The sequence below is a fragment of the Nocardioides sp. L-11A genome (genome assembly GCA_029961745.1).
Lineage (GTDB): Bacteria > Actinomycetota > Actinomycetes > Propionibacteriales > Nocardioidaceae > Nocardioides.
The window spans coordinates 1,484,051-1,505,126 of sequence record CP124680.1; the positions used below are offsets into that span (position 1 = coordinate 1,484,051).

The following is a 21,076-nucleotide window of genomic DNA, read 5'->3' on the forward strand; positions in this document are numbered from 1 at the left end:
GAGCCACGCGAACGGCACGGGGGATGATGGACGCATGAACCGTCTCGGTGCCGCGACGTCGCCGTACCTCCTCCAGCACAAGGACAACCCCGTCGACTGGTGGGAGTGGGGACCGGAGGCATTCGCGGAGGCGAAGCGGCGCAACGTGCCCATCCTCCTCAGCGTCGGGTACGCCGCCTGCCACTGGTGTCATGTCATGGCCCACGAGTCCTTCGAGGACCAGGCGACGGCGGACTACCTCAACGAGCACTACGTCAGCATCAAGGTCGACCGGGAGGAGCGGCCGGACGTCGACGCGGTCTACATGCAGGCCACGACCGCGATGACGGGGCAGGGCGGGTGGCCGATGACGGTGGTGATGGACCACGAGGGGGCGCCGTTCTTCGCGGGGACCTACCTGCCGGACCAGCCGCGGCACGGGTCGCCCTCGTTCACGCAGGTGCTGCGGGCGCTGAGCGGGGCGTGGACCGACCGGGGCGACGACGTACGGAAGACCGCGGCCAACGTGGCCGAGCACCTGCGCCAGGAGGCGAGCCTGCCGTCGTACGCGCTGACGGGGGAGCGGATCGACTCGGCGGTGGCGACGCTGGCGCAGGAGTTCGACCCGATGGCGGGCGGGTTCGGGGGCGCGCCGAAGTTCCCGCCGACGATGGTGCTGGAGTTCCTGCGGCGCTACCGGGGCGAGTCGGTGCAGCAGGCGCGGCACATGCTGGCGCGGACCGTTGCGGCGGTGGCCGGGAGCGGGATGTACGACCAGGTGGGCGGCGGGTTCGCGCGGTACGCCGTCGACCGCGGCTGGGTGGTGCCGCACTTCGAGAAGATGCTCTACGACAACGCCCAGCTGCTCGGGCTCTACGCCCGCCTCGGCAGCGAGCTGGGGGACCGGATCGCCACCGAGACGGCCGACTTCCTGCTCCGGGAGCTGCTGACGGCGGAGGGCGGGTTCGCCTCGGCGCTCGACGCCGACAGCCCGGCCGAGCCGGGCGGGCACGCGGAGGAGGGGCTGTTCTACGCCTGGACGCCCGCTCAGCTCGCGACCGTGCTGGGACCGATCGACGGTGCCTGGGCCGCCGAGCTCTTCGGGGTCACCGAGGACGGGACCTTCGAGCACGGGATGTCGACGCTGCAGCTGCGCCATTATCCACAGGACCCGGCGGACCGCGCCCGCCTGACCGAGGTACGCCGACGGCTGCTCGCCGCCCGGGAGCAGCGTCCGCGTCCGGCCCGTGACGACAAGGTGGTCGCGGCGTGGAACGGGCTCGCGATCAGCGGACTCGTCGATGCCGGGCGCCGCCTCGGCCGACCGGACTACCTGGAGGCGGCGACGCGGGCGGGGGAGCTGCTCGCCCGGCTGCACCTGCGGGACGGCCGGCTGCTCCGGGTCTCGCGCGACGGTGTGGCCGGCGCCCATGCGGGCGTGCTCGAGGACTACGGCTGCGTGGCCACCGGCTTCCTGGCCCTCGCCCAGGCCACCGCCGACCCGCGCTGGCTGGGGCTGGCGACCAGGCTCCTCGACACCGCGCTCGCCGGGTTCGCCGCCCCGGACGGCGGCTTCTACGACACCAGCGCCGACGCGGAGGTGCTCGTCACCCGGCCGCGCGACCCCGGCGACAACGCCTCGCCCAGCGGCCTCAGCAGTCTGGTCCACGCCCTCGTCGAGGCGCACGCGCTCACCGGGGAGGGTCGCTACCGCGACGCGGCCGAGACCGCTCTGGCGACCGTCAGCGTGCTCGCCGACAAGGCGCCCCGGTTCGCCGGCTGGTCGCTCGCGGCGGCGGTGACCATGCTCGACGGGCCGCTGGAGGTCGCCGTCGTCGGCCCGCCCGGCGCCCGGCGCGACGCGCTGGTCGCCCGCGCCCTCGCGCTCCCCGGCGCGGTGGTGATCGCCGCCGACCCCGCCGATCCCGCTGACCCCGCGACCGACGCCATCCCGCTGCTGGCCGGGCGGACGCCGGTCGACGGGCTCCCGGCGGCGTACGTGTGCCGGGGCTTCGTCTGCGAGCGGCCGGTCACCGAGCCCGACGGCATCGGCTGATGGAGCGCTGGCGGTCGGCACTCGTGCTGGTGCTGAGCGCTGTGCTCTTCGTCGGGGTGGTCGCGATCGGGCCCGGCAGTGAGATGGCCGCGCTGCGGCGGATCATCGGCCTCGGCAAGGACCCGCTCGGGCAGCCCGCCGACGTCGCGCCGGGCGGCGTGCACGCCTTCCTCGAGCACCAGCCGCGCCAGGCGGACGAGCCGGTCACCTGGGATCCCTGCCGCGAGATCCGCTACGAGATCAACCCCGACCAGGCACCCGACGACGCCGAGGAGACGGTCGCCTTCGTCCAGGACGGGATCGCCGAGGTCGCGGCGATCACCGGCCTGCGCTTCGCCTACGAGGGCCGCACCGACCGGCGACCCGAGCACGGCGGCCGCGGCCTGCTCACCGCACGGCCGGCCCCGGTCCTCGTCGCCTGGGCCACCGACGACGAGGTCGAGGAGCTCAAGGGGGCCGTCGCCGGCGTGGGCGGCGCGACCGCCCGGTCGTACGACGACGCGTGGCTCTGGTTCGTGACCGGCGGTGTCACCCTGGACGCCGACGCCTTCGACCGGATCGCGGAGGAGCGCGACGGCGGCGAGCAGGCCCGGGCGATCCTGCTCCACGAGCTCGGGCACCTGGTCGGCCTGGACCACGTCGACTCCCCGGCCGAGCTGATGTACGCAGACAACGTGGGTCAGGCCGGGTTCGGGCAGGGCGATCTCAACGGCCTCGCGCAGCTGGGGAAGGGCCGCTGCCGATGAGCCCCTGGACGCCGGTGCGGCCCGAGCCGGAGCGCTTCCACGACGAGGGATCGGCCGACCCACCGCGGATCGTCCTGGAGCGCGTGGAGTCCGGCGACCTCCATCGTCGTACCGAGCGGTTCCGGATGCTGCACCGGATCGCCTACCGCGACCGCGAGTACGGCGACCTGCTGGTGCCCGCCGACCTCGGCTCCTTCGAGACGGACCTGACCTCGGTCCCGACGATCTTCACCTGGCTGGTGCCGCGCACCGGCCGTCATCTCCCGCCGGCGCTGCTGCACGACGGACTGGTCCACGCACCCGACGAGCTGCCCACCTACCTGTCGGTGGAGGGGCACGTCCTCGACCGGGTGGCCGCGGACCGGGTGTTCCGGGCGGCCATGCGCGACACCGACACGGGGCCGGTGCGCAGCTGGCTGGTCTGGTCGGCGGTGACCCTGTCGACGATCTGGCACGGCTCCGCCTCCTGGTCCCCGGCGCGGCACCTGCGCTACCGACTGGCCGCGCTGGCGACGGTCCTGGTCGTCGCGGTGCTCGGGGTGCTCGCCACGCTCGACCTGTTCGACGTCATCGACGGCGTGCCGTGGATGGGGGAGCGGTCCTTCGCGAGGGAGCTCGCCGGCGGCCTGGCCGGCGCGGTCGTCGTGCCCCTCCTGCTGGGCCTGACCTGGGGGCGCTTCGCCATCGCGGGGGTGGTCACCGGCGTCGCCCTGGCCGTGCTGCTCCACGTCACCGTCGCGCTCGCGCTGATCACCCTCGCCTACCAGGCGGCGGAGTGGGTCGCGCGGCGTACCCCGGTCGCGGCCGTCGTGATCGCCGGCGTCGTGATCACCGCCGATCTGGTGCTGGTCGTTTTGTTCGTCAGCCCGTTCCGCTGAAGGTGACCGACGAGTAGGTTCGGGTTCGTGACGACCACGGACGCTCCCGCCCAGACCTTCACCTCGCTCGACCCCGCCACCGGCGCGGTCGTCGGCACCCACCCGATCCACGACGCCGCCGCGGTGGAGGCGGCGGTCGCCACCGCCCGCAAGCAGGCCGAGTGGTGGCGTGCGCTCGGCTTCGACGGCCGCAAGCAGGCCCTGGTCCGCTGGCGCAAGGTGATCGCCCGGCGGATGGAGGAGCTCGCCGCCCTGATGGCCCGCGAGACCGGCAAGCCCGACGGCGACGCGCTGCTCGAGACCGCCCTCGCCATCGACCACCTCGCCTGGGCCGCGAGCCACGCCGAGAAGGTGCTCAAGCGGCGCAGCGTCTCCCCGGGGCTGCTCATGGTCAACCAGGCGGCGAGCGTCGAGTACCGCCCGCTCGGCGTCGTCGGCGTCATCGGCCCGTGGAACTACCCCGTCTTCACCCCGATGGGCTCGATCGCCTACGCCCTCGCGGCCGGCAACGCGGTCGTCTTCAAGCCCTCGGAATACACCCCCGGCGTCGGCGAGTGGCTCGCCGCGACCTTCCAGGAGGCCGTCGGCCGGCCGGTGCTCCAGGTCGTCACCGGGTACGGCGACACCGGGGCTGCGCTCACCAAGGCCGGTGTCGACAAGGTGGCCTTCACCGGCTCCACCGCCACCGGCAAGCGGGTGATGGCTGCCTGCGCCGAGACGCTGACCCCGGTCGTCATCGAGGCCGGCGGCAAGGACGCCCTCATCGTTGCGGAGGACGCCGACGTCACCGAGGCGGCCGAGGCGGCTCTGTGGGGCGCCGCGGCCAACGCCGGGCAGACCTGCGCCGGGGTGGAGCGGGTCTACGTCCACGACCGCGTCTACGACAGGTTCCTCGACGAGCTGGTCGCGCAGGCCGAGCAGCTCGAGGCGCGTCCCGGTGGCCAGGTCGGCCCGATCACCATGCCCTCCCAGGTCGACATCATCAGGCGCCACATCGACGACGCGCTGGCCCGCGGAGGCCGCGCCCTGGTCGGCGGCCCGGTGCCCGAGGGCGCCCGCTTCGTGCAGCCGACCGTGCTGGTCGACGTGCCGGAGGACTCGGCGGCGGTGCAGGAGGAGACCTTCGGCCCCACGGTCACGGTGTCGCGCGTGGCGAGCATGGACGAGGCCGTCGAGCGGGCCAACGGCACCCGCTACGCCCTCGGCTCGACGGTGTTCTCCAAGAGCCAGGGCATGGAGATCGCGCAGCGGCTGCGGGCCGGGATGACCGCGATCAACGGCGTCATCTCCTTCGCCGGCATCCCGACCCTGCCCTTCGGCGGCGTCGGCGACTCCGGCTTCGGCCGGATCCACGGTCCCGACGGCCTGCGCGAGTTCACCTACCCCCACGCGATCGCCCGGCAGCGGTTCAAGCCGGCGATCGCGCTCACCACCTTCCGCCGCACGGCCAAGGAGGAGAAGCAGCTCACGAAGGTCGTGCGCGGGCTGTACGGCCGCGGGAAGAGCTAGCCCCGGGGCACCGTCTTCCTGTCGTACCGGACAAAACGGTCGTCAAATCGGTGATTTCACAGCCGTCCTGTCCGGTACGACGGGCGCCCGCCGGCGGGAGGAGCTGGCGCCCGCCGCGCAGGCCACGACGGCCGACCCGCCCATCACGGTCAGCCAGGTCACCTGCTCGCCCAGCAGCAGACCGGCCCAGGCGATGCTCAGCACCGGTTGGGCGAGCTGCACCTGGCTGACCTGCGCCATCGGACCGATGGCGAGGCCGCGGTACCACGCGAAGAAGCCGAGGAACATGCTCACGCAGGCGAGATAGGCGAAGCACAGCCACTGTGTCGCCGTCGCCGACGGCTGCTCGCGGACGACGCTCACGGCGGTGAGCACGGCCATCGCGGGCGCGGCGAGGACCAGGGCCCACGAGATCGCCTGCCACGAGCCGAGCTCGCGCGAGATCGCGCCGCCCTCGGCGTACCCGATCGCGCAGGCGAGCACCCCGAGCACGAGGAGCAGGTCGGCGCGCTGCAGGTGCCCGGTGCCGCCGCCCTGCAGCATCGCGAAGCCGACCGCCGCGACCGCCCCGAGCGCGGCGAAGACCCAGAACGCGCGGACCGGCCGCTCCCCGGTGCGCAGCACGATGATCACGGCGGTGGTGGCGGGCAGCATCGCGATCACCACGGCGCCGTGGCTGGCTGGGACCTCGGTCAGGGCGTACGACGTCAGTAGCGGGAACCCGGCGACCACGCCGCCGGCGACCACCGCGAGCCGGAGCCACTGCCGGCCGCGGGGGAGGGCCTGGCGGGTGAGGGCGAGGGCGCCTGCCGCCAGCAGCGCCGCGACCACGGCCCGCCCGGCGCCGATGAACAGTGGATCGAGGCCACCGACCGCCACCCGGGTGAGCGGCACGGTGAAGGAGAAGGCCAGGACGCCGAGCAGTCCCCAGGCCAGCCCGGCGACCGGCGCTCCCGGGCGCGATAGCGGGTGCCGATCTGGAACGATAGCGCTACTCTGTACTGACATGAGCAATGATAGCAGTGTCCGGATCGCCGCCGCCCTGCGTGCCTGGATCCGGGACGCCGCGCCGGGCGCCCAGCTGCCGTCGTCCCGCCGCCTCGTCGCCGAGTACGCCGCCAGCCCGATCACCGTGCAGAAGGCGCTGCGCCGGCTGGTGGCCGAGGGCCTGGTCGAGAGCCGTCCCGGCGTCGGGAGCTTCGTGCGCGCCGTCCGGCCGGCCCGGGGACCGGACTTCGGCTGGCAGAGCGGTGCGCTGCGCACGCCTCGCGCCGACCTCCCGCGCATCGCCGGTCCGCTGCAGACCCCGCCACCGGAGGCACAGGCGCTGCATGCGGGCTACCCGGGACCGGACCTGCTGCCTGAGCGGCTGGTCCGCACCGCGCTCGGCCGGGCCGCCCGCGGGGCGGCGGCCACCTCGCGCCCGCCCGCCGCCGGCCTGCCCGACCTGCGGGCCTGGTTCGCCACGGAGCTCGCGGACGCGACGCCCACCCAGCTCGGCGTCGCGACCGCCCACGACGTGATCGTGGCACCCGGCTCGCAGAGCGCGCTGGCCTCGATCTTCCGTGCGCTCGTTGCGCCCGGCCAGCCGCTGCTCCTCGAGTCGCCGACCTACTGGGGGGCGATCCAGGCGGCGCGCCAGGCAGGCGTCGAGCTGGTCCCCGTGCCCAGCGACGCGCACGGCCCGGAGCCCGCGGAGGTCGAGCGGGCGCTGCGGGAGACCGGTGCCCGCGCGTTCTACGCCCAGCCCAGCTTCGCCAACCCCACCGGCGCCCGGTGGAGCGCCGAGCGCGCGGAGCAGGTCCTCGACGTCGTCCGCGCCCACGGCGCCTTCCTGGTCGAGGACGACTGGGCGCACGACTTCGGCATCGACGCGGAGGTGACGCCGCTCGCCGCCCGCGACGACGCCGGCCACGTCGTCTACCTGCGGTCACTGACCAAGAGCGTGTCCCCGGCCCTGCGGGTCGCGGCCGTGATCGCCCGCGGCCCGGCCCGGGACCGGATCCTCGGCGACCGTGCCGCCGAGTCGATGTACGTCAGCGGGCTGCTCCAGCAGGCCGCCCTCGAGGTCGTCAGCGACCCCGGCTGGCGCACCCACCTGCGCCGGCTGCGGGTCCAGCTCCGCGGGCGCCGCGACCTCCTCGCCGCCGCGGTCCGGGAGCACGCCCCGTCCCTGCACCTCGCCGCCGTCCCTGCCGGCGGGCTGCACCTGTGGGCGCGACTGCCCGACGGCACCGACGCCGAGCGACTGGTGCGCGACTGCACGGCCGAGGGGGTGTGGGTCGCGGCGGGCGACGAGTGGTTCCCGGCCGAGCCGGCGGCGCCGTACCTGCGGCTGACCTTCATCGGGCCCGAACCCGCCGGCTACCCGCAGGCGATGCGGGTCGTCGAGCGGGCGGTCGGTCTGCAGAAGCGGTAGCCGGGGTACCACCCGCGCATGGCGTCCCGACGGCCCGGCGCGCAGGAGTGGGTCCCCGCGCATCCGACCCTGCCCGCGCTGAGGGCGGCCGTGCAGGAGTGCCGGGGCTGCGAGCTCTACCGCGACGCCACCCAGGGCGTGATGGGCGACGGCGCCCGCACCGCTCGGCTGCTCCTGCTGGGTGAGCAACCCGGTGACCAGGAGGACCAGCAGGGCGAGCCCTTCGTCGGCCCGGCCGGTCAGGTGCTCGACGACGCGCTGGGCGACGCGGGCATCGCCGCCGCCGACGTGTTCCGCACCAACGTCGTCAAGCACTTCCGGTGGTCCGGGACCCGCGGCAAGCGTCGCATCCATCAGTCCCCGCACCGCGGCCACGTCGACGCCTGCCGTCCCTGGCTGCAGGCCGAGCTCGCGCTGGTCCGCCCCCGGGGCGTCGTCGTCCTGGGCGGCACGGCCGGGCAGGCCCTCTACGGTCCGCGGTTCCGGGTCGGCGAGGCCCGTGGCCGGCGGCTGGCCTGGCCCGACGACCTCCAGCTCGACCACCCGCCGGACTGGACGTTGGCGACCACCCACCCCTCCGCGGTGCTGCGGGCGCGCGGGGAGCGGCAGGCGGCGTACGACGCGCTGGTGGCGGATCTGAGGGTGGCGGCCGGGCTCCTCTAGGCGCCGCCGGCGGCCTCGCCGGTCAGCGCTGCGCGGGGGTTGTCGACCAGGACCCGGCGCAGCTCGTCGTCGCCGAAGCCCGCGGCCCGCAGTCGCCCCGTGACGTGCTCGAGGATGAACGCGAAGCCCACGCCGCCGTACGCCGTGAGGTGGCTCTGGCGGAAGAGGTCGTGCGAGATCAGCAGCCGGTCGAGGAAGCCGGCGTCGGCGACGGCGACGATGTCGCGGACCATCCGCTCCAGGTCGTACTCGTGCGTGGTGCTGAAGCCGTCGAACTCCACGTAGCAGCCCTGGCGGGCCAGCTCCACGTGGTACGGCGAGTCCCGGACGGTGTCGAGGTGACCGACGATCACGCGGGTGGCGGCCACGCCCTCCTGCTCCAGGATCGGCAGGATCAGGCGACCCACCGGCCAGCGCGCCGCGTGCAGGGAGAGGGTCAGCCCGGTGGCGACCTGGGCGCGGGCGGCCGCGCGCAGGGAGCGCTCCTCCCGTGCGGACACCCAGGCGGCGTCGGTCCCGACCTCGCCGATCACACCCGGGCGGATACCGGTGTCGCCCACGCCGTCCACGATCTCGGCGACCATCGCCTCCGCGAGGGCCGCCACCGAGAGCCGGTCGATCCCGGTGTCGGCGAGATAGGGATCGCGGTAGAGCCCGCAGCCCATCACGACGTGGACCCCGGTCGCGCGGGACACCGCCCGCAGGTCCTCGGGGCGCCGTCCCAGGGTGCTCCCGGTGAGCTCGACGATCGTGCCGCCGCCGGCGTCGTGGAAGGCCGCGACCTCGCGTTCCATCAGCGCACGGTCGTCGAGCAGCCCGTCGCTCCGGTACTCGCGGAGGGTGTTGCAGAACAGGTGCTCATGGGGCAGCACCACGCCCAGCTCCGCCGCGTCGACCGGACCGTCGACCGTCATCACCCGGCCGGCCACTAGAGCACCTTGGCCAGGAACCGGGTGGTGCGTTCCGAGGACGGCCGGCCGAAGAAGTCCGTGGGCGGCGCGCTCTCGACGACGCGGCCCTGGTCCATCATCACGACCAGGTCGGCGACCTCGCGGGCGAAGCCCATCTCGTGGGTGGCCACGACCATGGTCATGCCCTGGTCGGCGAGGTCCCGCATGACGCCGAGGACGTCGCCCACCGTCTCCGGGTCGAGGGCGCTCGTGGGCTCGTCGAACAGGATGGCGCGCGGACCCATGCCCAGCGCCCGGGCGATGGCGACCCGCTGCTGCTGGCCCCCGGAGAGCTGGCTCGGGTAGGAGTCCGCCTTCTCCGCGAGGCCGACCCGCGTCAGCAGGTCGTGGCCGGTGGCGGCCGCGACGTCCGGTGCGATCCCGGCGACCTGCACCATGCCCTCGGTGATGTTCTGCAGGGCCGTCTTGTGGTGGAACAGGTTGAAGCGCTGGAACACCATCCCGACCTGGGAGCGCTGCTGGGCCAGCTCCTTGTTGGACAGTGGTGTGCTCCGGCCGCGGACGACCCGGGTGCCGATCGGCGTGCCGTCGAGGAGCACCTCGCCCTGCTCGGGATGCTCCAGCCGGTTGATGCAGCGCAGCAGGGTGGTCTTGCCCGAGCCCGACGGGCCGATCAGGACGACCACCTTGCCCGCGTCGACGTCCAGGTCGACGTCGAAGAGGATCTGGCGCTCCCCGAAGGACTTGCACAGGCCGCGCACCTGGATCAGCGGGCGGGGGCTGCCGGTGTCGGTCATGAGGTCACTTCCAGTCGTCGGGTGCGGGACGGCCGGGTACGCCGGGGCGGCGTCTCGCCCCAGCCGCGGCCCAGCCGGCGTTCGATCCGGCCCTGGATCAGGGTCCAGCCGGCGGTGAGGGCGAGGTAGTAGATGGCCACGGCGCCGAAGACCTCGAAGGGCTGGAAGGTCTGGCCCTGGATGATGGCGGCCGCCGTGTACAGCTCGGTCACGCTGATCACCGAGAGCAGCGAGGTGCTCTTGAGCATCAGGTTGAACTGGTTGCCCAACGGCGGGACGATCGTGCGCAGTGCCTGGGGCAGGACGATCCGGCGGGTGGTCTGCCGGGAGGTCATCCCGACCGCATGCGCCGCCTCGACCTGGCCCCGGTCGACGGAGTCGATCCCTGAGCGCACGATCTCGGCCATGTAGGCGCCCTCGTTGAGGGAGAGGGCGAAGATGCCCGCGATGACCCGGCCGGCGATCAGGTACCCGACGACCTCGACGTCGTCCCACCGGTAGCCGCCGAAGATCGCGAGCCCGAAGAACGGCAGGCCGGCGAAGTAGATGATCGACACCTGGACGAGGAAGGGCGTGCCGCGGAACAGCCAGACGTAGCCGGAGGCCAGCCAGCGCAGCGGGGCGAAGCGTGCCCGCCGGGTGAGGTCGGCGCCGATGCCGATCAGGGTGCCGAGGAACTGGGAGAGCACGGCGATGAGGACGGTCAGCCCCAGGCCGTGGATCACCATGCTGCTCGGGTGCAGGAGGTAGTCGGTGAAGGCGTCCCAGTCGAAGGGATAGGTGGTTCCCGCGGCCATGACCGAGGTGGTCGAGTACATGTGAGGCGTCTCCGTGGCGTCTCGGCGGTCCTAGAGCGAGTCGTCCGGGTCGAGCGCGGCGTCGGTCAGGCCCCACTTCTCCCAGATCTCGGCGTACGTGCCGTCCTCGACCATGGCGGCGAGCGCCTTCATCACCGGCTCCTTGACGGCGCTGTCGTCGAGCCGGAAGGAGAGTCCGGTCAGACCGGCCAGGTCGCCGTCGCCGAGCGCGAAGGTGTCGGTGAACTCGATCTTCGCCTTGGACTCGTCCTTGAGCAGCAGCGCGGCCACCTGCTCGGTCATCCACGCGTCAGCGTGGCCCGAGGCGAGCGCCTGGTAGGCGTCGGGACTGCGCGGGAACTGGAGGATCTCGATGCCCGGCCGGCCGGCCGCCTTGCAGGCGGCGTCGAGCTGCTCCAGGGCAGCGACGTCGGCGCCGCCCTTCTGCCCGGCGACCTTGAAGCCGCACAGCTCGTCCTTGCCGCCCATGCCCTTGGGGTTCCCCTCGGGGACGACGACCACCTCGGAGGCCTTCCAGTAGGCCACCATGTCGATCTGCTCGATCCGCTCCGGCGTGACGTACTGGTCGGCCCAGATCATGTCGCACTTGCCGCCCTTGAGCGCTGCGATGATCGTGTCGAAGACCGAGTTCTGGATGTTGACCTTCAGGCCGATCCGCGCCGCGACCTCCTTGATCAGGTCGATGTCGACGCCGACGGGATCGCCGGACTCGTCGAAGTACTGGAACGGCTTGTAGGGCATGTCCATGCAGGTCGTCAGGTGACCCGGCCGGACCAGGGCGGCGGAGTCGACGGTGGCGACGACGTCGGCGGAGGGCGTCGCGGAGTCGTCGTCGGACGATGCCTTGGTGCAGGCGGTGGCCGCCAGCGCGGCGATCGCCAGGACGGTGATCCTCTGGACTGCTCTCTTCATTGCTCTTCTCCCGCGGTGCCTAGGTGTGCGTGTGGAGTGCGCCGCTGCTGACTCGTGTCGCCGGCGCTGACCCGTGCCGGGGACCATACCGATCGATCGATCGAGTGGCAATGGTCTCTTGAGATTTCCTCGATCGGTCCGAGAATCCTGCTCTACTGCGGGCTTATCGCTCGACGGCGACCATTGAAGCGAGATTGTTGACCGATGGGGATCGACCGCTCTAGGGTGTGGATCCCGATCGATCGATCGGCGACGAGTGAGGAGGAGGCTGGCCGGCGTGAATGATGCGCACGAGTCGACCCAGGCCGCGATCCGCAATGCGGCGCTGCACCTGTTCAGCACGGTGGGCTTCAGCGGGACCGGCATCCGGCTGATCGCCCAGGAGGCGGGCGTCTCCCTGGCGACGCTCTACCACTACATGTCGAACAAGGAGGACCTCCTCGTCGGCATGGTGACGGAGAACATCGTCACGCTGCTGCGCGACGCCGAGCTCGCGCTGCTGGAGGTCGCCAAGCCCGTCGACCAGCTCGCCGCCCTCGTCGAGGTGCACGTCCGGATCCACACCGAGCAGCGGCTGCTGTGCATCGTCAGCGACACCGAGATCCGCTCGCTGAGCGAGGAGCAGAAGCAGAAGGTCGTCGGCTACCGCGACCAGTACGAGGCGATCTGGCGACGCACCATCCAGGCGGGCAGGTCCGCGGAGGACTTCCAGGTCAAGAACGTCGCGGTGGCGGCCCGGGCACTGATCGAGATGTGCACCGGTGTCGCCCACTGGTACCGGCCGGAGGGCCCGATCGAGCTCGCCGAGCTCGTCGACCTCTACACCGACCTGTGCGCGAACGCGCTCCGAGCGCAGAAGACACGACGAAGGCGAGAACAGCGATGACAGCAGCCGTGCCCCCGCTCCCGTTCGGAGCCGCCCGTGTCGTCGAGCCGGCCGACGCGCTGCCGCAGGCGGCCCGGGTGCTCGACGTGGATGGACCGCTCCGGGACGACGAGGTGGCCATCGCGGTGTCCGACCTCAACCTCGACGCGGCCAGCTTCCATCAGATCCGGACCGCGGCCGGCGGCGACGTCGAGCGGATGCGCACCGAGGTGCGCGCGATCATCGGCTCGCGCGGCAAGATGCACAATCCCGTCACCGGCTCGGGCGGCATGCTCATCGGCCGGGTCGCGGACGCCGGCGCCGCCAGCGGGTTCGCCGTGGGAGAGCGGGTGGCCACCCTGGTGTCGCTCACCGCGACGCCCCTCGCCCTCGACGACGACCTCGGTCGGTGGGACGGCCGCTCGGAGATCATCCCGACCCGCGGCCGTGCGGTGGTCTTCGGCGACGGCGTGCTCGTCCGACTCCCCGACGACCTCGCCGAGGAGACGGCCCTGTCCATCTTCGACGTCGCCGGCGCGCCGGCCCTGACCCTGCGCACGCTCCAGCGACCACTCCTCGTCGGTCATGCCGAGCGGCTGCTCGTGCTGGGCGGCGGCAAGAGCGCGGTGCTCAGTGCCGCCGCCGCGCGCCGGGTCGGGGTGTGGGTGCAGGCCGTGGTGCCCTTCGCGGACGAGGCCGAGGACCTGCGCGGACGGGACCTGTTCGACGAGGTGATCGTCGCCGACGCCCGACATCCGCTGGCCCTGCGGGCCGAACTCCTGGCCCGCGGCCCCCTCGCCGACGTCACCCTGGTGTGCGTCAACCAGCCGGGGTGCGAGCACGCCCCGCTGCTGGCGACCCGTCCCGGCGGCGCCGTCGTCTACTTCTCGATGGCCACGGAGTTCGCGGCCGTCGCGCTCGGCGCCGAGGCGCTCACCCTCGACCTCGACCTCTTCATCGGCTCGGGCTACGTCCCCGGCCACGCCGAGCTGGCCGTCGAGCTGGCTCGCCAGTACCCCGCGGTCCTTGAGTTCTTCGACTCCCGCAGCGCCGCGCCCGCACGATCGACAGGAACCCCATGAGCACCGTCACCCACCGTCGCTACGTCTCGCACGGCGACGCCCACTACGCCGGCGGACTCGCCGACGGCGCCTTCGTGATGCGCCTGTTCGGCGAGGTCGCGACGGAGATCAGCATCGCCACCGACGGCGACGAGGGCCTGCTGGCGGGCTACGAGTCCGTCGGCTTCCTCGCCCCGGTCTATGCGGGGGACATCGTCGAGGTGACCGGCCGCGCGGTCGAGTTCGGCCGCCGCAGCCGGCGGCTCGAGCTCACCTGCCACGTCACCGCCCGCGCCGACGCGAGCACCCGGGAGTCCGGCTCGGTGCTGCTGGCGGACAAGATCCTCGTGACCGAGGCGATCGGCATCCTCGTCGTACCGGGGGAGGAGGGGTGAGCGAGCTCGTCGTCACCGTCGCGCCCACGGGCGCCGAGTCCCACTACCGGGACAACCCGAACATCCCGCTCCAGCCCGACGAGATCGTCGCCCAGGCGGTCGCCTGCGAGCAGGCCGGGGCCGGTCTCATCCACATCCACGGCCGCGACGCCGAGGGCGCATCGAGCCTCGACCCGGTCGTGCTCGGCGAGATCGTCGCCGGGGTGCGCGAGCGCACCGACCTGGTCGTCCAGCTCTCCACGGGGGGTGGGGTCCGGGACGGCTTCGACGACCGGCTGGCGGTGGTCGGCCTGCGACCGGAGTCCTGCTCGCTGACCTGCGGCAGCGTCAACTTCGGCGACGAGATCTTCCGCAACCCGTACCCCTTCGTCGAGCGCCTCTATCTCGCGATGCTCGAGAACGACGTGCTGCCGGAGTTCGAGTGCTTCGACCTCGGGCACATCGAGACCCTGCACCGTCTCCTCGACCGGCACGGCCCGCCGCGGCGGGGCGTGGTCCACTGCAACCTGGTCATGGGTGTGCCGGGGGGCATGCCCGGCACCCCGCAGGCCCTGCTCGCCGCCCGCGCGCAGCTGCCGGTGGGCGCGTCGTGGTCGGCGACCGGCATCGGGCGCAGCACGCTCCCGGTCATGCTGACCACGCTCGCGCTCGGCGGGCACCTGCGGGTCGGCATGGAGGACGTGCTCCGGTTCTCGCGCGACGAGCCGGTGCGCGACAACGCCCAGCTCGTCGACCGCGCCGTCGCGCTCGCCAAGATCGCCCAGCGCCCGGTCGCCGACAGCGCGCGGACCCGGGTCCTGCTCGGGCTGTCCGCGGATGCCTAGCTCGCGGGCGACGATCCGCGATGGTGGTTGAGCACCGCGATCTTCTGCCAGATCTTGCGCTCCAGCGAGACGGTCAGCGTCTCGACGGTACTGACCGTGTCGAGCACGACCGGGTCGCGTGACGCCTCGGCGCACAGCGCCGCGGTCTTGCCGATCAGGCTCAGCAGCTCCGAGCAGTAGTCGAGGTAGTGCTCGAGCTGGTCGGTGTCGAGGTCCATCGGGACGCTCGCGTCCGTGGGGGTGAACTCCGAGCGCAGGCGCTCGGGGTCCTTGGTCAGCTGGTGCATGTCGACGATATGGGCCATCGACCGCAGTCGGTGGAGCAGCGCGAGCAGGCTCGAGCGCTGCAGCCGCTCGGGGACGGAGTAGAGGAACCAGATCGCCAGCGCCGCGAAGACGAGGTCGTTGACCGCGCTCTCCAGCAGCGGGATCCAGGCCAGGCCGTCGTCCGGCGCATCGGCGAGGGCCGCACGGACGGCGAGCACCATGACCGTGCCGGTGACGAGGAGCACCGCGGCGATCCCGAACCGCGACACCGGCCGGAGCCAGGACCGGCGCCCGCGCACCGTCGCCGTCGAGGACGCCACCGTCTCCACCAGGGCCGCCAGCTCCCCGGCGACCCGGTGCAGGCCGCGCCCAGGGAAGCGCGCCTCGATCCGCTGCTCCAGCCGGCGCACGGTGGCGAGCACCGGCGCGGCCTGGACCTTCTCGAGCGGGGACGGCACGGCGGCAGCCTACGAGGTGCCGGTCCCCGACGAGCGATCAACTAGATATGTGCTGTACTTAGATACATGACAGACGCAGCGAGCTGGCCCGCTCCGTGGGTGCGGGCAGCCCTCGATCTCGCGGTCCTGGCGAGTCTCACCGACGGCGCCTTGCACGGGTACGCCATCGGCCAGAACCTGGCGGCCCACGGCTTCGGGCTGCTCCGGGGAGGCTCGCTCTATCCCGTGCTCAGCCGGCTGGAGGAAGCCGGCGACGTCAAGGCGGGGTGGGTCGAGGGGCAGGGCGGCCCCGGCCGGCGCGAGTACGAGCTGACCGGCCGCGGCCGGGACCGGCTGCGGCGCGAGCTCGCCTCGTGGCGGGACCTGGGCGAGACGCTGGCGACGATGGGCGAGGGAGCGATCACGCATGGCTGAGGCGACGACTCCACTGGCGAGGGCGATCGACGCGTTCGACCGCGCGCGGGGCGAGGAGCAGGACGGCGTGTGGGCGCTGCAGGTCTGCTTCGCCATGCTGACCCGGGACGTCCGCGACGACGTGGTCCGCGACGATCTGGAACAGGTGCTCGAGGTCGTCCGCGCGACCCAGGAATCTCCGGAACAGTTGTTCGGACCAGCCCGCGAGCACGCCGCGGAGGTCTACGCGCGGTGGTGCGCCGAGGGCCGCGCGGTCTGGTCGCTCGCGGGAGCGGGCTCCGTCCGCGAGGCGGTCGGAACGGGCCTGCAGGTCTCCGCCGCCGTGACGGTCGGGGTCTGGCTGCTCGGCCTGCTGCGAGGCGAGCCGAGCCCGAGCCTCGGCCACCTGCTCCTCCCGCCCTGCCTGGGGCTCGCGGCCATGGGCCTGCCCGCATGGTGGGACCGGCTCTCTCGGCGCCGGGCCGCGGCGGTCGCCGTACCCGGCTTCGTCGCCGCCGTGATCGGGGTCTCAGCGGCGGTGGGCTCGCTCCTGATGCTGACGCGCGATGCATCGCCGGCAGAGGGGATCGGAGGCTGGCTTCTGCCCGTCGAGGCCGCGGCTCTGTGGGCGGCTGGCGCGCTCCTCGGGCGATGGTCCGCTGCTGGCGGGGCAGCCGGCGGGGCGGACTCGGCACGGCTGCTCACCGACGACGAGTGGTCGCGCCGGCTGGCCGGCATCCTGCGCGGGCCCGGCTGGTGGCCGGACGCGCGGGTGCGTGAGCTCGTCGCCGAGGCACGGTCCCATGCCGCCGAGAGCGGTCGCTCGCCGGGTGAGGAGTTCGGCGCCCCGGAGGAGTACGCCGCGCGGCTCGGGCCGGACCGCGTCCGGCGGCGCCGGCTGGTCGTCGTGGCACTCCTCGTCCTGGCCGGCGTCTGCGTGGTGCTGTCCTTCGACGGACACCCGTGGCGCGGCCTCGTGATGGCCGGCCTGTTCGGCTGCATGGCGTGGAGCGAGCACCGGCGGCGGTGAGCCGGCGTCCTACGATGGGAGCCATGGGTCCCGCCGTGCTCGACTGCGCCCACTTCACGGCGGGGGAGTGCCGGTCCTGCACCTGGCTGGGACGCCGGTACGACGAGCAGCTGGCCGCCAAGCAGGCCGCGACCCGAGCCCTCGTGGACCGGCCGGGGCTGGTGTGGCTGCCGCCGGTGACCAGCCCGTCGGCGAGTTTCCGCAGCAAGGCGAAGATGGTCGTCGGCGGTACCGCCGCCGCGCCCACCCTGGGCATCCTCGGGCCCGACGGCGCCGGGATCGACCTGCGTGACTGCGCGCTGCACACCCCGGGGATCGTGGCCGCGCTGCCGACGCTGGCCGAGCTCGTCCGCCGGGCCGGCCTGACGCCGTACGACGTCGGGGGGAGCGGCCCGGTGGGCGGGCGGGGCGAGCTCAAGCATGTGCTGGTCACCGATTCGCCGGACGGCGAGCTGATGGTGCGGCTGGTCCTGCGCTCGACATCGGCCGAGGCCCGGGTGCGCAAGCACCTGCCCTGGCTGCTCGGCGCCCTGCCCGGCCTGCGGGTGGTCACGATCAACGTGCAGCCCGAGCACCGCGCGGTGCTGGAGGGGGAGCGCGAGATCGTGCTGACCGAGGCCGACACGCTGCCGATGCGGCTGGGGGCGATCACCCTGCACCTGCGCCCGCGCAGCTTCTTCCAGACCAACACCACCGTCGCCGCGGCGCTCTACCGTGAGGCGGCCGCCTGGGTCGCCGATCTCGGGCCGCGCCGTGTGGTGGACCTGTACTGCGGCGTCGGCGGGTTCGCGCTGCACCTCGCCGCGCCCGGCCGGCGGGTGAGCGGCATCGAGCTCAGCGCCGACGCGATCGCGTCGGCCGAGCGCTCCCGCGACGAGGCCGGACTGCCGGGTGAGATCGACTTCGCCGTGGGGGACGCGACCGCTCCGGAGTGGGCCGGGCTGCTCGCCGGCGCCGACCTGGTCGTGGTCAACCCACCGCGGCGCGGCCTGGGCCGGGAGCTCGCCCGGCGGCTCGAGGGGTCCGGCGCGCGCCACGTGCTCTACTCCAGCTGCAACCCCGAGACGCTCGCCCGCGACCTGACCGAGCTGGCGTCGTACCGGCCGGTGCGGGGGCGGCTGCTCGACATGTTCCCCCAGACCTCCCACGCCGAGGTGCTGATACTCCTCTCGCGCTCCTGAGGTGCGGCGCAACGACCGAATTCGTCGTCCAACGGGCCGGATCGCGACAGATCCGGTAGGTGAACCGGCCCCACCTCGCTCAGCGCAGCGAGTACGTCGCCAGCGAGACCCCGACGTAGTGCGTGGCGAACGCGGCGATGGTGAAGCCGTGGAAGATCTCGTGGAAGCCGAAGACCCGGGGCGAGGGGTTGGGCCACTTGAAGCCGTAGACCAGGCCGCCCATGGTGTAGAGCGCGCCACCCACGGCGATGAGCACGAAGATCGCGATCCCGATGCCGAGACCTAGCGCCGTGGCGCCCTCGAAGAAGGCCGGGATGAAGAAGATCGCCGCCCAGCCGAGCGCGATGTAGATCGGCGCGGAGAGCCAGCGCGGCGCGGTGGGCCAGAACAGCTTGAACGCGATGCCGAGCAGGGCGCCGGTCCACACCGTCGCCAGCATCACGACCCGGGACGCGCCGTCGAGCAGGATCAGGGCGAACGGCGTGTAGGAGCCGGCGATGAACAGGAAGATGTTCGAGTGGTCGAACCGGTTGAGCACCGTCCAGACCTTCGGCGACCAGGTGCCGCGGTGGTAGAGCGCGGAGATGCCGAACAGCAGCAGCGCCGAGCCGGCGTACAGCGCCGAGCCGACCTTGGTGGTCGCGGTCGGCGAGAGGGCGATGAGTACGACGCCGGCGGCGAGGACCAGGGGGGTCGAGACGAGGTGGATCCAGCCGCGGAGCCTGGGCTTGATCTCGGCGACCTTGTCGCTGATCTGTTCCCCGAGGTCGTCCAGCCGCGCGCGGACCTTCTCGTTCGCGTGGTGGAGGGCCTGGTTCATGACGTGAGGATACCGGCCGGGGTCGTACCGGACCCATCGCCTCGTCGATCGGCTCCGATCACGACCGACGGGTCCGGTACGACGGGTCAGTGCGTGTGGGGCGGGACCGAGTTGCCCTCGGACGGCTGCACGATGACGAAGCCCTGACCCTGGAACGCGACCTGGAAGGCCTCGCCGGACCCGCGGCCGATGAGCGCGCCGGCCGTGAAGGTCGAGCGGATCGACGTCTGCAGGTGCGTGGACCAGGCGACCAGCGCGTTGGCGTCGGCGAAGGTCGCCGCCTCGCCCGGGTTGAGCACGACCGGGTCGCCGTCGGTGGTGATGGCCACCCAGCCGGTCCCGCGCAGCGTCGTGTTGAACAGGCCGCCGGCGGCCATGCTGCCGCCCTTGACCCGCTCGACGTTCCACTCGAGGGCGGCCGAGAAGGCGAGGACGTTCTGGCCGTTGACCGACAGGCCGCTGTTGTTGAGGTGCAGGATGTGGACCTCGTGCGCGCCGTCGGCGAGGAAGACGTCGCCCTGACCCTCGACCCGCATCAGGGACAGGCCCTCGCCGGTGAACGCCTTCTTGAGGAACTTCGCGGCGCCGCCGCCCTGATAGTTGAAGTTCACGTTGCCCTGGTAGGCGACCATCGCACCCTGCTTGGCCATGAACGGCTCGGTGATCCGCACCCGGAGCAGGCGCTTGTTCTGCAGGATCGCGCCGGCGCCGTCGATCTCGCTGAACCGGCCGTCGATCAGCTCGCCGGAGATGCCGGTGAACGCGTCCGCGGGAACCGCCTGGCCGCCGTACCCGCCCTGCGGCTGCCCCCCGGGCTGAGCCTGCTGGTAGGGCTGGGCCGGCTGGTACGACGGCGCCGGGGCCTGCTGCTGGTAGGGCTGGGCGGCCGCGGCCTCGGGTGCCTGCTGCTCGGCCCGGGGCGCCACGGCCGTCTCGGCGTCGAACGAGAACGCCGGCTCGGCGGTGACCTCGGCGGACGGGGCCTCGCCGGCCTGCGCGGCCTCCTGGCTCCCGACCCACACGTCGCCGGTCACGTCGCCGGTGCTGTCGCCGGTGGTGCTGTCCGCGGCCGGCTCGGCCGTCGGATACAGCGGCGAGGTCGACTGGACGCCCTGGTCGGACACGTGATCGGTCCACTGGGAGCCGTCCCAGTAGCGGAGCTCGTGGCGGCCGGTCGGGTCCGGGTGCCAGGCGGCTGCAGTCATGGGTCGTCCTATCTGTCATCGGTTCGGGGGCCGCGGCCCGGGGGCCGTGGTTGTGCTGCTCATCGTGTCAGCCACGTGGGAAGGCCGGAAGCCCGGCTAATATCGGAACGTGGCGGACTGGAAGCGCGGTGTGCGCAGGGTGCTCTACCCCGCGTACGAGGCGCGCATGCTTCGCCGGATGCCCGGCAACCTGCCCAAGCACATCGGCGTGATGCTCGACGGCAACCGGCGCTGGGCCAAGGCGGTCGGGCGCGACACCGCCCACGGCCACCGCGCCGGCGCGGCCAATATCGAGCCACTGCTGGGCTGGTGCGACGACGTCGGCATCGAGGTCGTCACGCTCTGGCTGCTGTCGACCGACAACCTCAACCGTCCCGCGGCCGAGCTCGAGCCGCTCCTGGAGATCATCGCCGACGCCGTCGACTCGCTGGCCGACCAGCGACGCTGGCGACTGCACCCGGTCGGCGCTCTCGACCTGCTCCCGGCCAGCACCGCCAAGCGGCTCAAGGCCGCGGCCGAGGCGACCGCCGACATCGACGGGATGATCGTCAACGTCGCCGTGGCCTACGGCGGGCGCCGGGAGATCGCCGACGCCGTCCGCTCCCTGCTCACCGAGCACGCCGCGCTCGGGACGCCGCTGGAGATGCTGGCCCAGCAGATCGACATCGAGCACATCGAGGAGCACCTCTACACCCGGGGCCAGCCCGACCCGGACCTCGTCATCCGGACGTCGGGCGAGCAGCGGCTGGGCGGTTTCCTGCTGTGGCAGAGCGCGAAGTCGGAGTTCTACTTCTGCGAGGCCTACTGGCCCGACTTCCGTCGCGTCGACTTCCTGCGCGCCATCCGCGCCTACGCCCAGCGCGAGCGCCGCTTCGGGGCCTGACCGCCC

General features: G+C 73.0%; 22 protein-coding genes. 14 read left to right on the top strand and 8 right to left on the bottom strand.

The window, feature by feature from the left end:
• The first annotated feature begins 34 nt into the window (after positions 1–34).
• From QJ852_06990 to QJ852_07005, 4 genes are read left to right on the top strand one after another with little or no spacing between them, the layout of a single operon-like run.
• Positions 35–2,035 carry a thioredoxin domain-containing protein gene (locus QJ852_06990; protein ID WGX98182.1) on the top strand — a complete coding sequence of 667 codons (2,001 nt, stop codon included), beginning with the start codon at positions 35–37 and terminating at the stop codon, positions 2,033–2,035.
• Positions 2,035–2,781 (top strand): matrixin family metalloprotease, encoded by a 747-nt coding sequence (locus QJ852_06995; protein ID WGX98183.1) that lies wholly within the window; start codon positions 2,035–2,037, stop codon positions 2,779–2,781. Before QJ852_06990 ends, QJ852_06995 begins: the two co-directional genes overlap by 1 nt.
• Positions 2,778–3,659, top strand: a complete 882-nt coding sequence (locus tag QJ852_07000; protein WGX98184.1) for a DUF1353 domain-containing protein — start codon at positions 2,778–2,780, stop codon at positions 3,657–3,659. The genes QJ852_06995 and QJ852_07000 overlap by 4 nt, the downstream gene beginning before the upstream one ends.
• 27 nt (positions 3,660–3,686) lie before the next feature.
• On the top strand, positions 3,687–5,168 hold the full coding sequence (locus tag QJ852_07005; protein WGX98185.1) for an aldehyde dehydrogenase family protein: 1,482 nt from the start codon (positions 3,687–3,689) through the stop codon (positions 5,166–5,168).
• A 42-nt stretch (positions 5,169–5,210) separates the two neighbouring features.
• Here the strand turns inward: QJ852_07005 and QJ852_07010 are convergent, their stop codons facing one another.
• The gene (locus QJ852_07010) at positions 5,211–6,176 is read right to left on the bottom strand and encodes a DMT family transporter (protein WGX98186.1); all 966 of its coding nucleotides are present in this window, start codon (positions 6,174–6,176) and stop codon (positions 5,211–5,213) included.
• Here QJ852_07010 and QJ852_07015 point away from each other — a divergent pair.
• Together QJ852_07015 and QJ852_07020 are read left to right on the top strand one after the other, a co-directional pair.
• Positions 6,175–7,587, top strand: coding sequence for a PLP-dependent aminotransferase family protein (locus QJ852_07015; GenBank protein WGX98187.1), 1,413 nt, complete (start codon positions 6,175–6,177; stop codon positions 7,585–7,587). The genes QJ852_07010 and QJ852_07015 overlap by 2 nt on opposite strands.
• Positions 7,588–7,605: 18 nt before the next feature.
• Positions 7,606–8,250 carry a UdgX family uracil-DNA binding protein gene (locus QJ852_07020; protein WGX98188.1) on the top strand — a complete coding sequence of 215 codons (645 nt, stop codon included), beginning with the start codon at positions 7,606–7,608 and terminating at the stop codon, positions 8,248–8,250.
• On the opposite strand, the gene QJ852_07025 is transcribed toward QJ852_07020, so the two are convergent.
• The 4 genes from QJ852_07025 to QJ852_07040 are packed head-to-tail and all read right to left on the bottom strand — an operon-like array spanning position 8,247 to position 11,688.
• On the bottom strand, positions 8,247–9,179 hold the full coding sequence (locus QJ852_07025; GenBank protein ID WGX98189.1) for a hypothetical protein: 933 nt from the start codon (positions 9,177–9,179) through the stop codon (positions 8,247–8,249). The two genes, QJ852_07020 and QJ852_07025, sit on opposite strands and share 4 nt — an antisense overlap.
• Positions 9,179–9,958, bottom strand: coding sequence for an amino acid ABC transporter ATP-binding protein (locus QJ852_07030; protein WGX98190.1), 780 nt, complete (start codon positions 9,956–9,958; stop codon positions 9,179–9,181). The genes QJ852_07025 and QJ852_07030 overlap by 1 nt, the downstream gene beginning before the upstream one ends.
• Positions 9,955–10,776: an amino acid ABC transporter permease gene (locus QJ852_07035; GenBank protein ID WGX98191.1), complete on the bottom strand. Its 822-nt coding sequence runs from the start codon at positions 10,774–10,776 to the stop codon at positions 9,955–9,957. Before QJ852_07035 ends, QJ852_07030 begins: the two co-directional genes overlap by 4 nt.
• A 30-nt stretch (positions 10,777–10,806) precedes the next feature.
• Positions 10,807–11,688: an ABC transporter substrate-binding protein gene (locus QJ852_07040; GenBank protein ID WGX98192.1), complete on the bottom strand. Its 882-nt coding sequence runs from the start codon at positions 11,686–11,688 to the stop codon at positions 10,807–10,809.
• Between the two features lie 277 nt (positions 11,689–11,965).
• Between QJ852_07040 and QJ852_07045 the strand changes: the two genes are divergently transcribed.
• The 4 genes from QJ852_07045 to QJ852_07060 are packed head-to-tail and all read left to right on the top strand — an operon-like array spanning position 11,966 to position 14,833.
• Entirely contained in the window at positions 11,966–12,574 is a 609-nt protein-coding gene (locus QJ852_07045; protein WGX98193.1) for a TetR/AcrR family transcriptional regulator, read from the top strand.
• Positions 12,571–13,635, top strand: coding sequence for an L-erythro-3,5-diaminohexanoate dehydrogenase (locus tag QJ852_07050; protein ID WGX98194.1), 1,065 nt, complete (start codon positions 12,571–12,573; stop codon positions 13,633–13,635). The genes QJ852_07045 and QJ852_07050 overlap by 4 nt, the downstream gene beginning before the upstream one ends.
• Complete coding sequence (locus QJ852_07055) at positions 13,632–14,009, top strand: 3-aminobutyryl-CoA ammonia-lyase (protein WGX98195.1); 378 nt, start codon at positions 13,632–13,634, stop codon at positions 14,007–14,009. The genes QJ852_07050 and QJ852_07055 overlap by 4 nt, the downstream gene beginning before the upstream one ends.
• Positions 14,006–14,833 carry a 3-keto-5-aminohexanoate cleavage protein gene (locus QJ852_07060; protein WGX98196.1) on the top strand — a complete coding sequence of 276 codons (828 nt, stop codon included), beginning with the start codon at positions 14,006–14,008 and terminating at the stop codon, positions 14,831–14,833. Before QJ852_07055 ends, QJ852_07060 begins: the two co-directional genes overlap by 4 nt.
• Here QJ852_07060 and QJ852_07065 read toward each other — a convergent pair.
• Complete coding sequence (locus QJ852_07065; GenBank protein ID WGX98197.1) at positions 14,830–15,558, bottom strand: hypothetical protein; 729 nt, start codon at positions 15,556–15,558, stop codon at positions 14,830–14,832. The genes QJ852_07060 and QJ852_07065 overlap by 4 nt on opposite strands.
• A 66-nt stretch (positions 15,559–15,624) precedes the next feature.
• Here QJ852_07065 and QJ852_07070 point away from each other — a divergent pair, with 66 nt between their 5' ends.
• From QJ852_07070 to rlmC, 3 genes are read left to right on the top strand one after another with little or no spacing between them, the layout of a single operon-like run.
• Positions 15,625–15,972 (top strand): PadR family transcriptional regulator, encoded by a 348-nt coding sequence (locus QJ852_07070; protein WGX98198.1) that lies wholly within the window; start codon positions 15,625–15,627, stop codon positions 15,970–15,972.
• On the top strand, positions 15,965–16,981 hold the full coding sequence (locus tag QJ852_07075; protein ID WGX98199.1) for a hypothetical protein: 1,017 nt from the start codon (positions 15,965–15,967) through the stop codon (positions 16,979–16,981). Before QJ852_07070 ends, QJ852_07075 begins: the two co-directional genes overlap by 8 nt.
• Before the next feature lie 23 nt (positions 16,982–17,004).
• Positions 17,005–18,162, top strand: a complete 1,158-nt coding sequence (gene rlmC, locus QJ852_07080; GenBank protein WGX98200.1) for a 23S rRNA (uracil(747)-C(5))-methyltransferase RlmC — start codon at positions 17,005–17,007, stop codon at positions 18,160–18,162.
• A 79-nt stretch (positions 18,163–18,241) separates the two neighbouring features.
• On the opposite strand, the gene QJ852_07085 is transcribed toward rlmC, so the two are convergent.
• Positions 18,242–18,982, bottom strand: a complete 741-nt coding sequence (locus tag QJ852_07085) for a hemolysin III family protein (protein ID WGX98201.1) — start codon at positions 18,980–18,982, stop codon at positions 18,242–18,244.
• Positions 18,983–19,068: 86 nt separating this feature from the next.
• Complete coding sequence (locus QJ852_07090; GenBank protein WGX98202.1) at positions 19,069–20,187, bottom strand: AIM24 family protein; 1,119 nt, start codon at positions 20,185–20,187, stop codon at positions 19,069–19,071.
• Positions 20,188–20,296: 109 nt separating this feature from the next.
• Here QJ852_07090 and QJ852_07095 point away from each other — a divergent pair, with 109 nt between their 5' ends.
• Positions 20,297–21,070 carry an isoprenyl transferase gene (locus QJ852_07095; GenBank protein WGX98203.1) on the top strand — a complete coding sequence of 258 codons (774 nt, stop codon included), beginning with the start codon at positions 20,297–20,299 and terminating at the stop codon, positions 21,068–21,070.
• Positions 21,071–21,076: the final 6 nt, after the last annotated feature.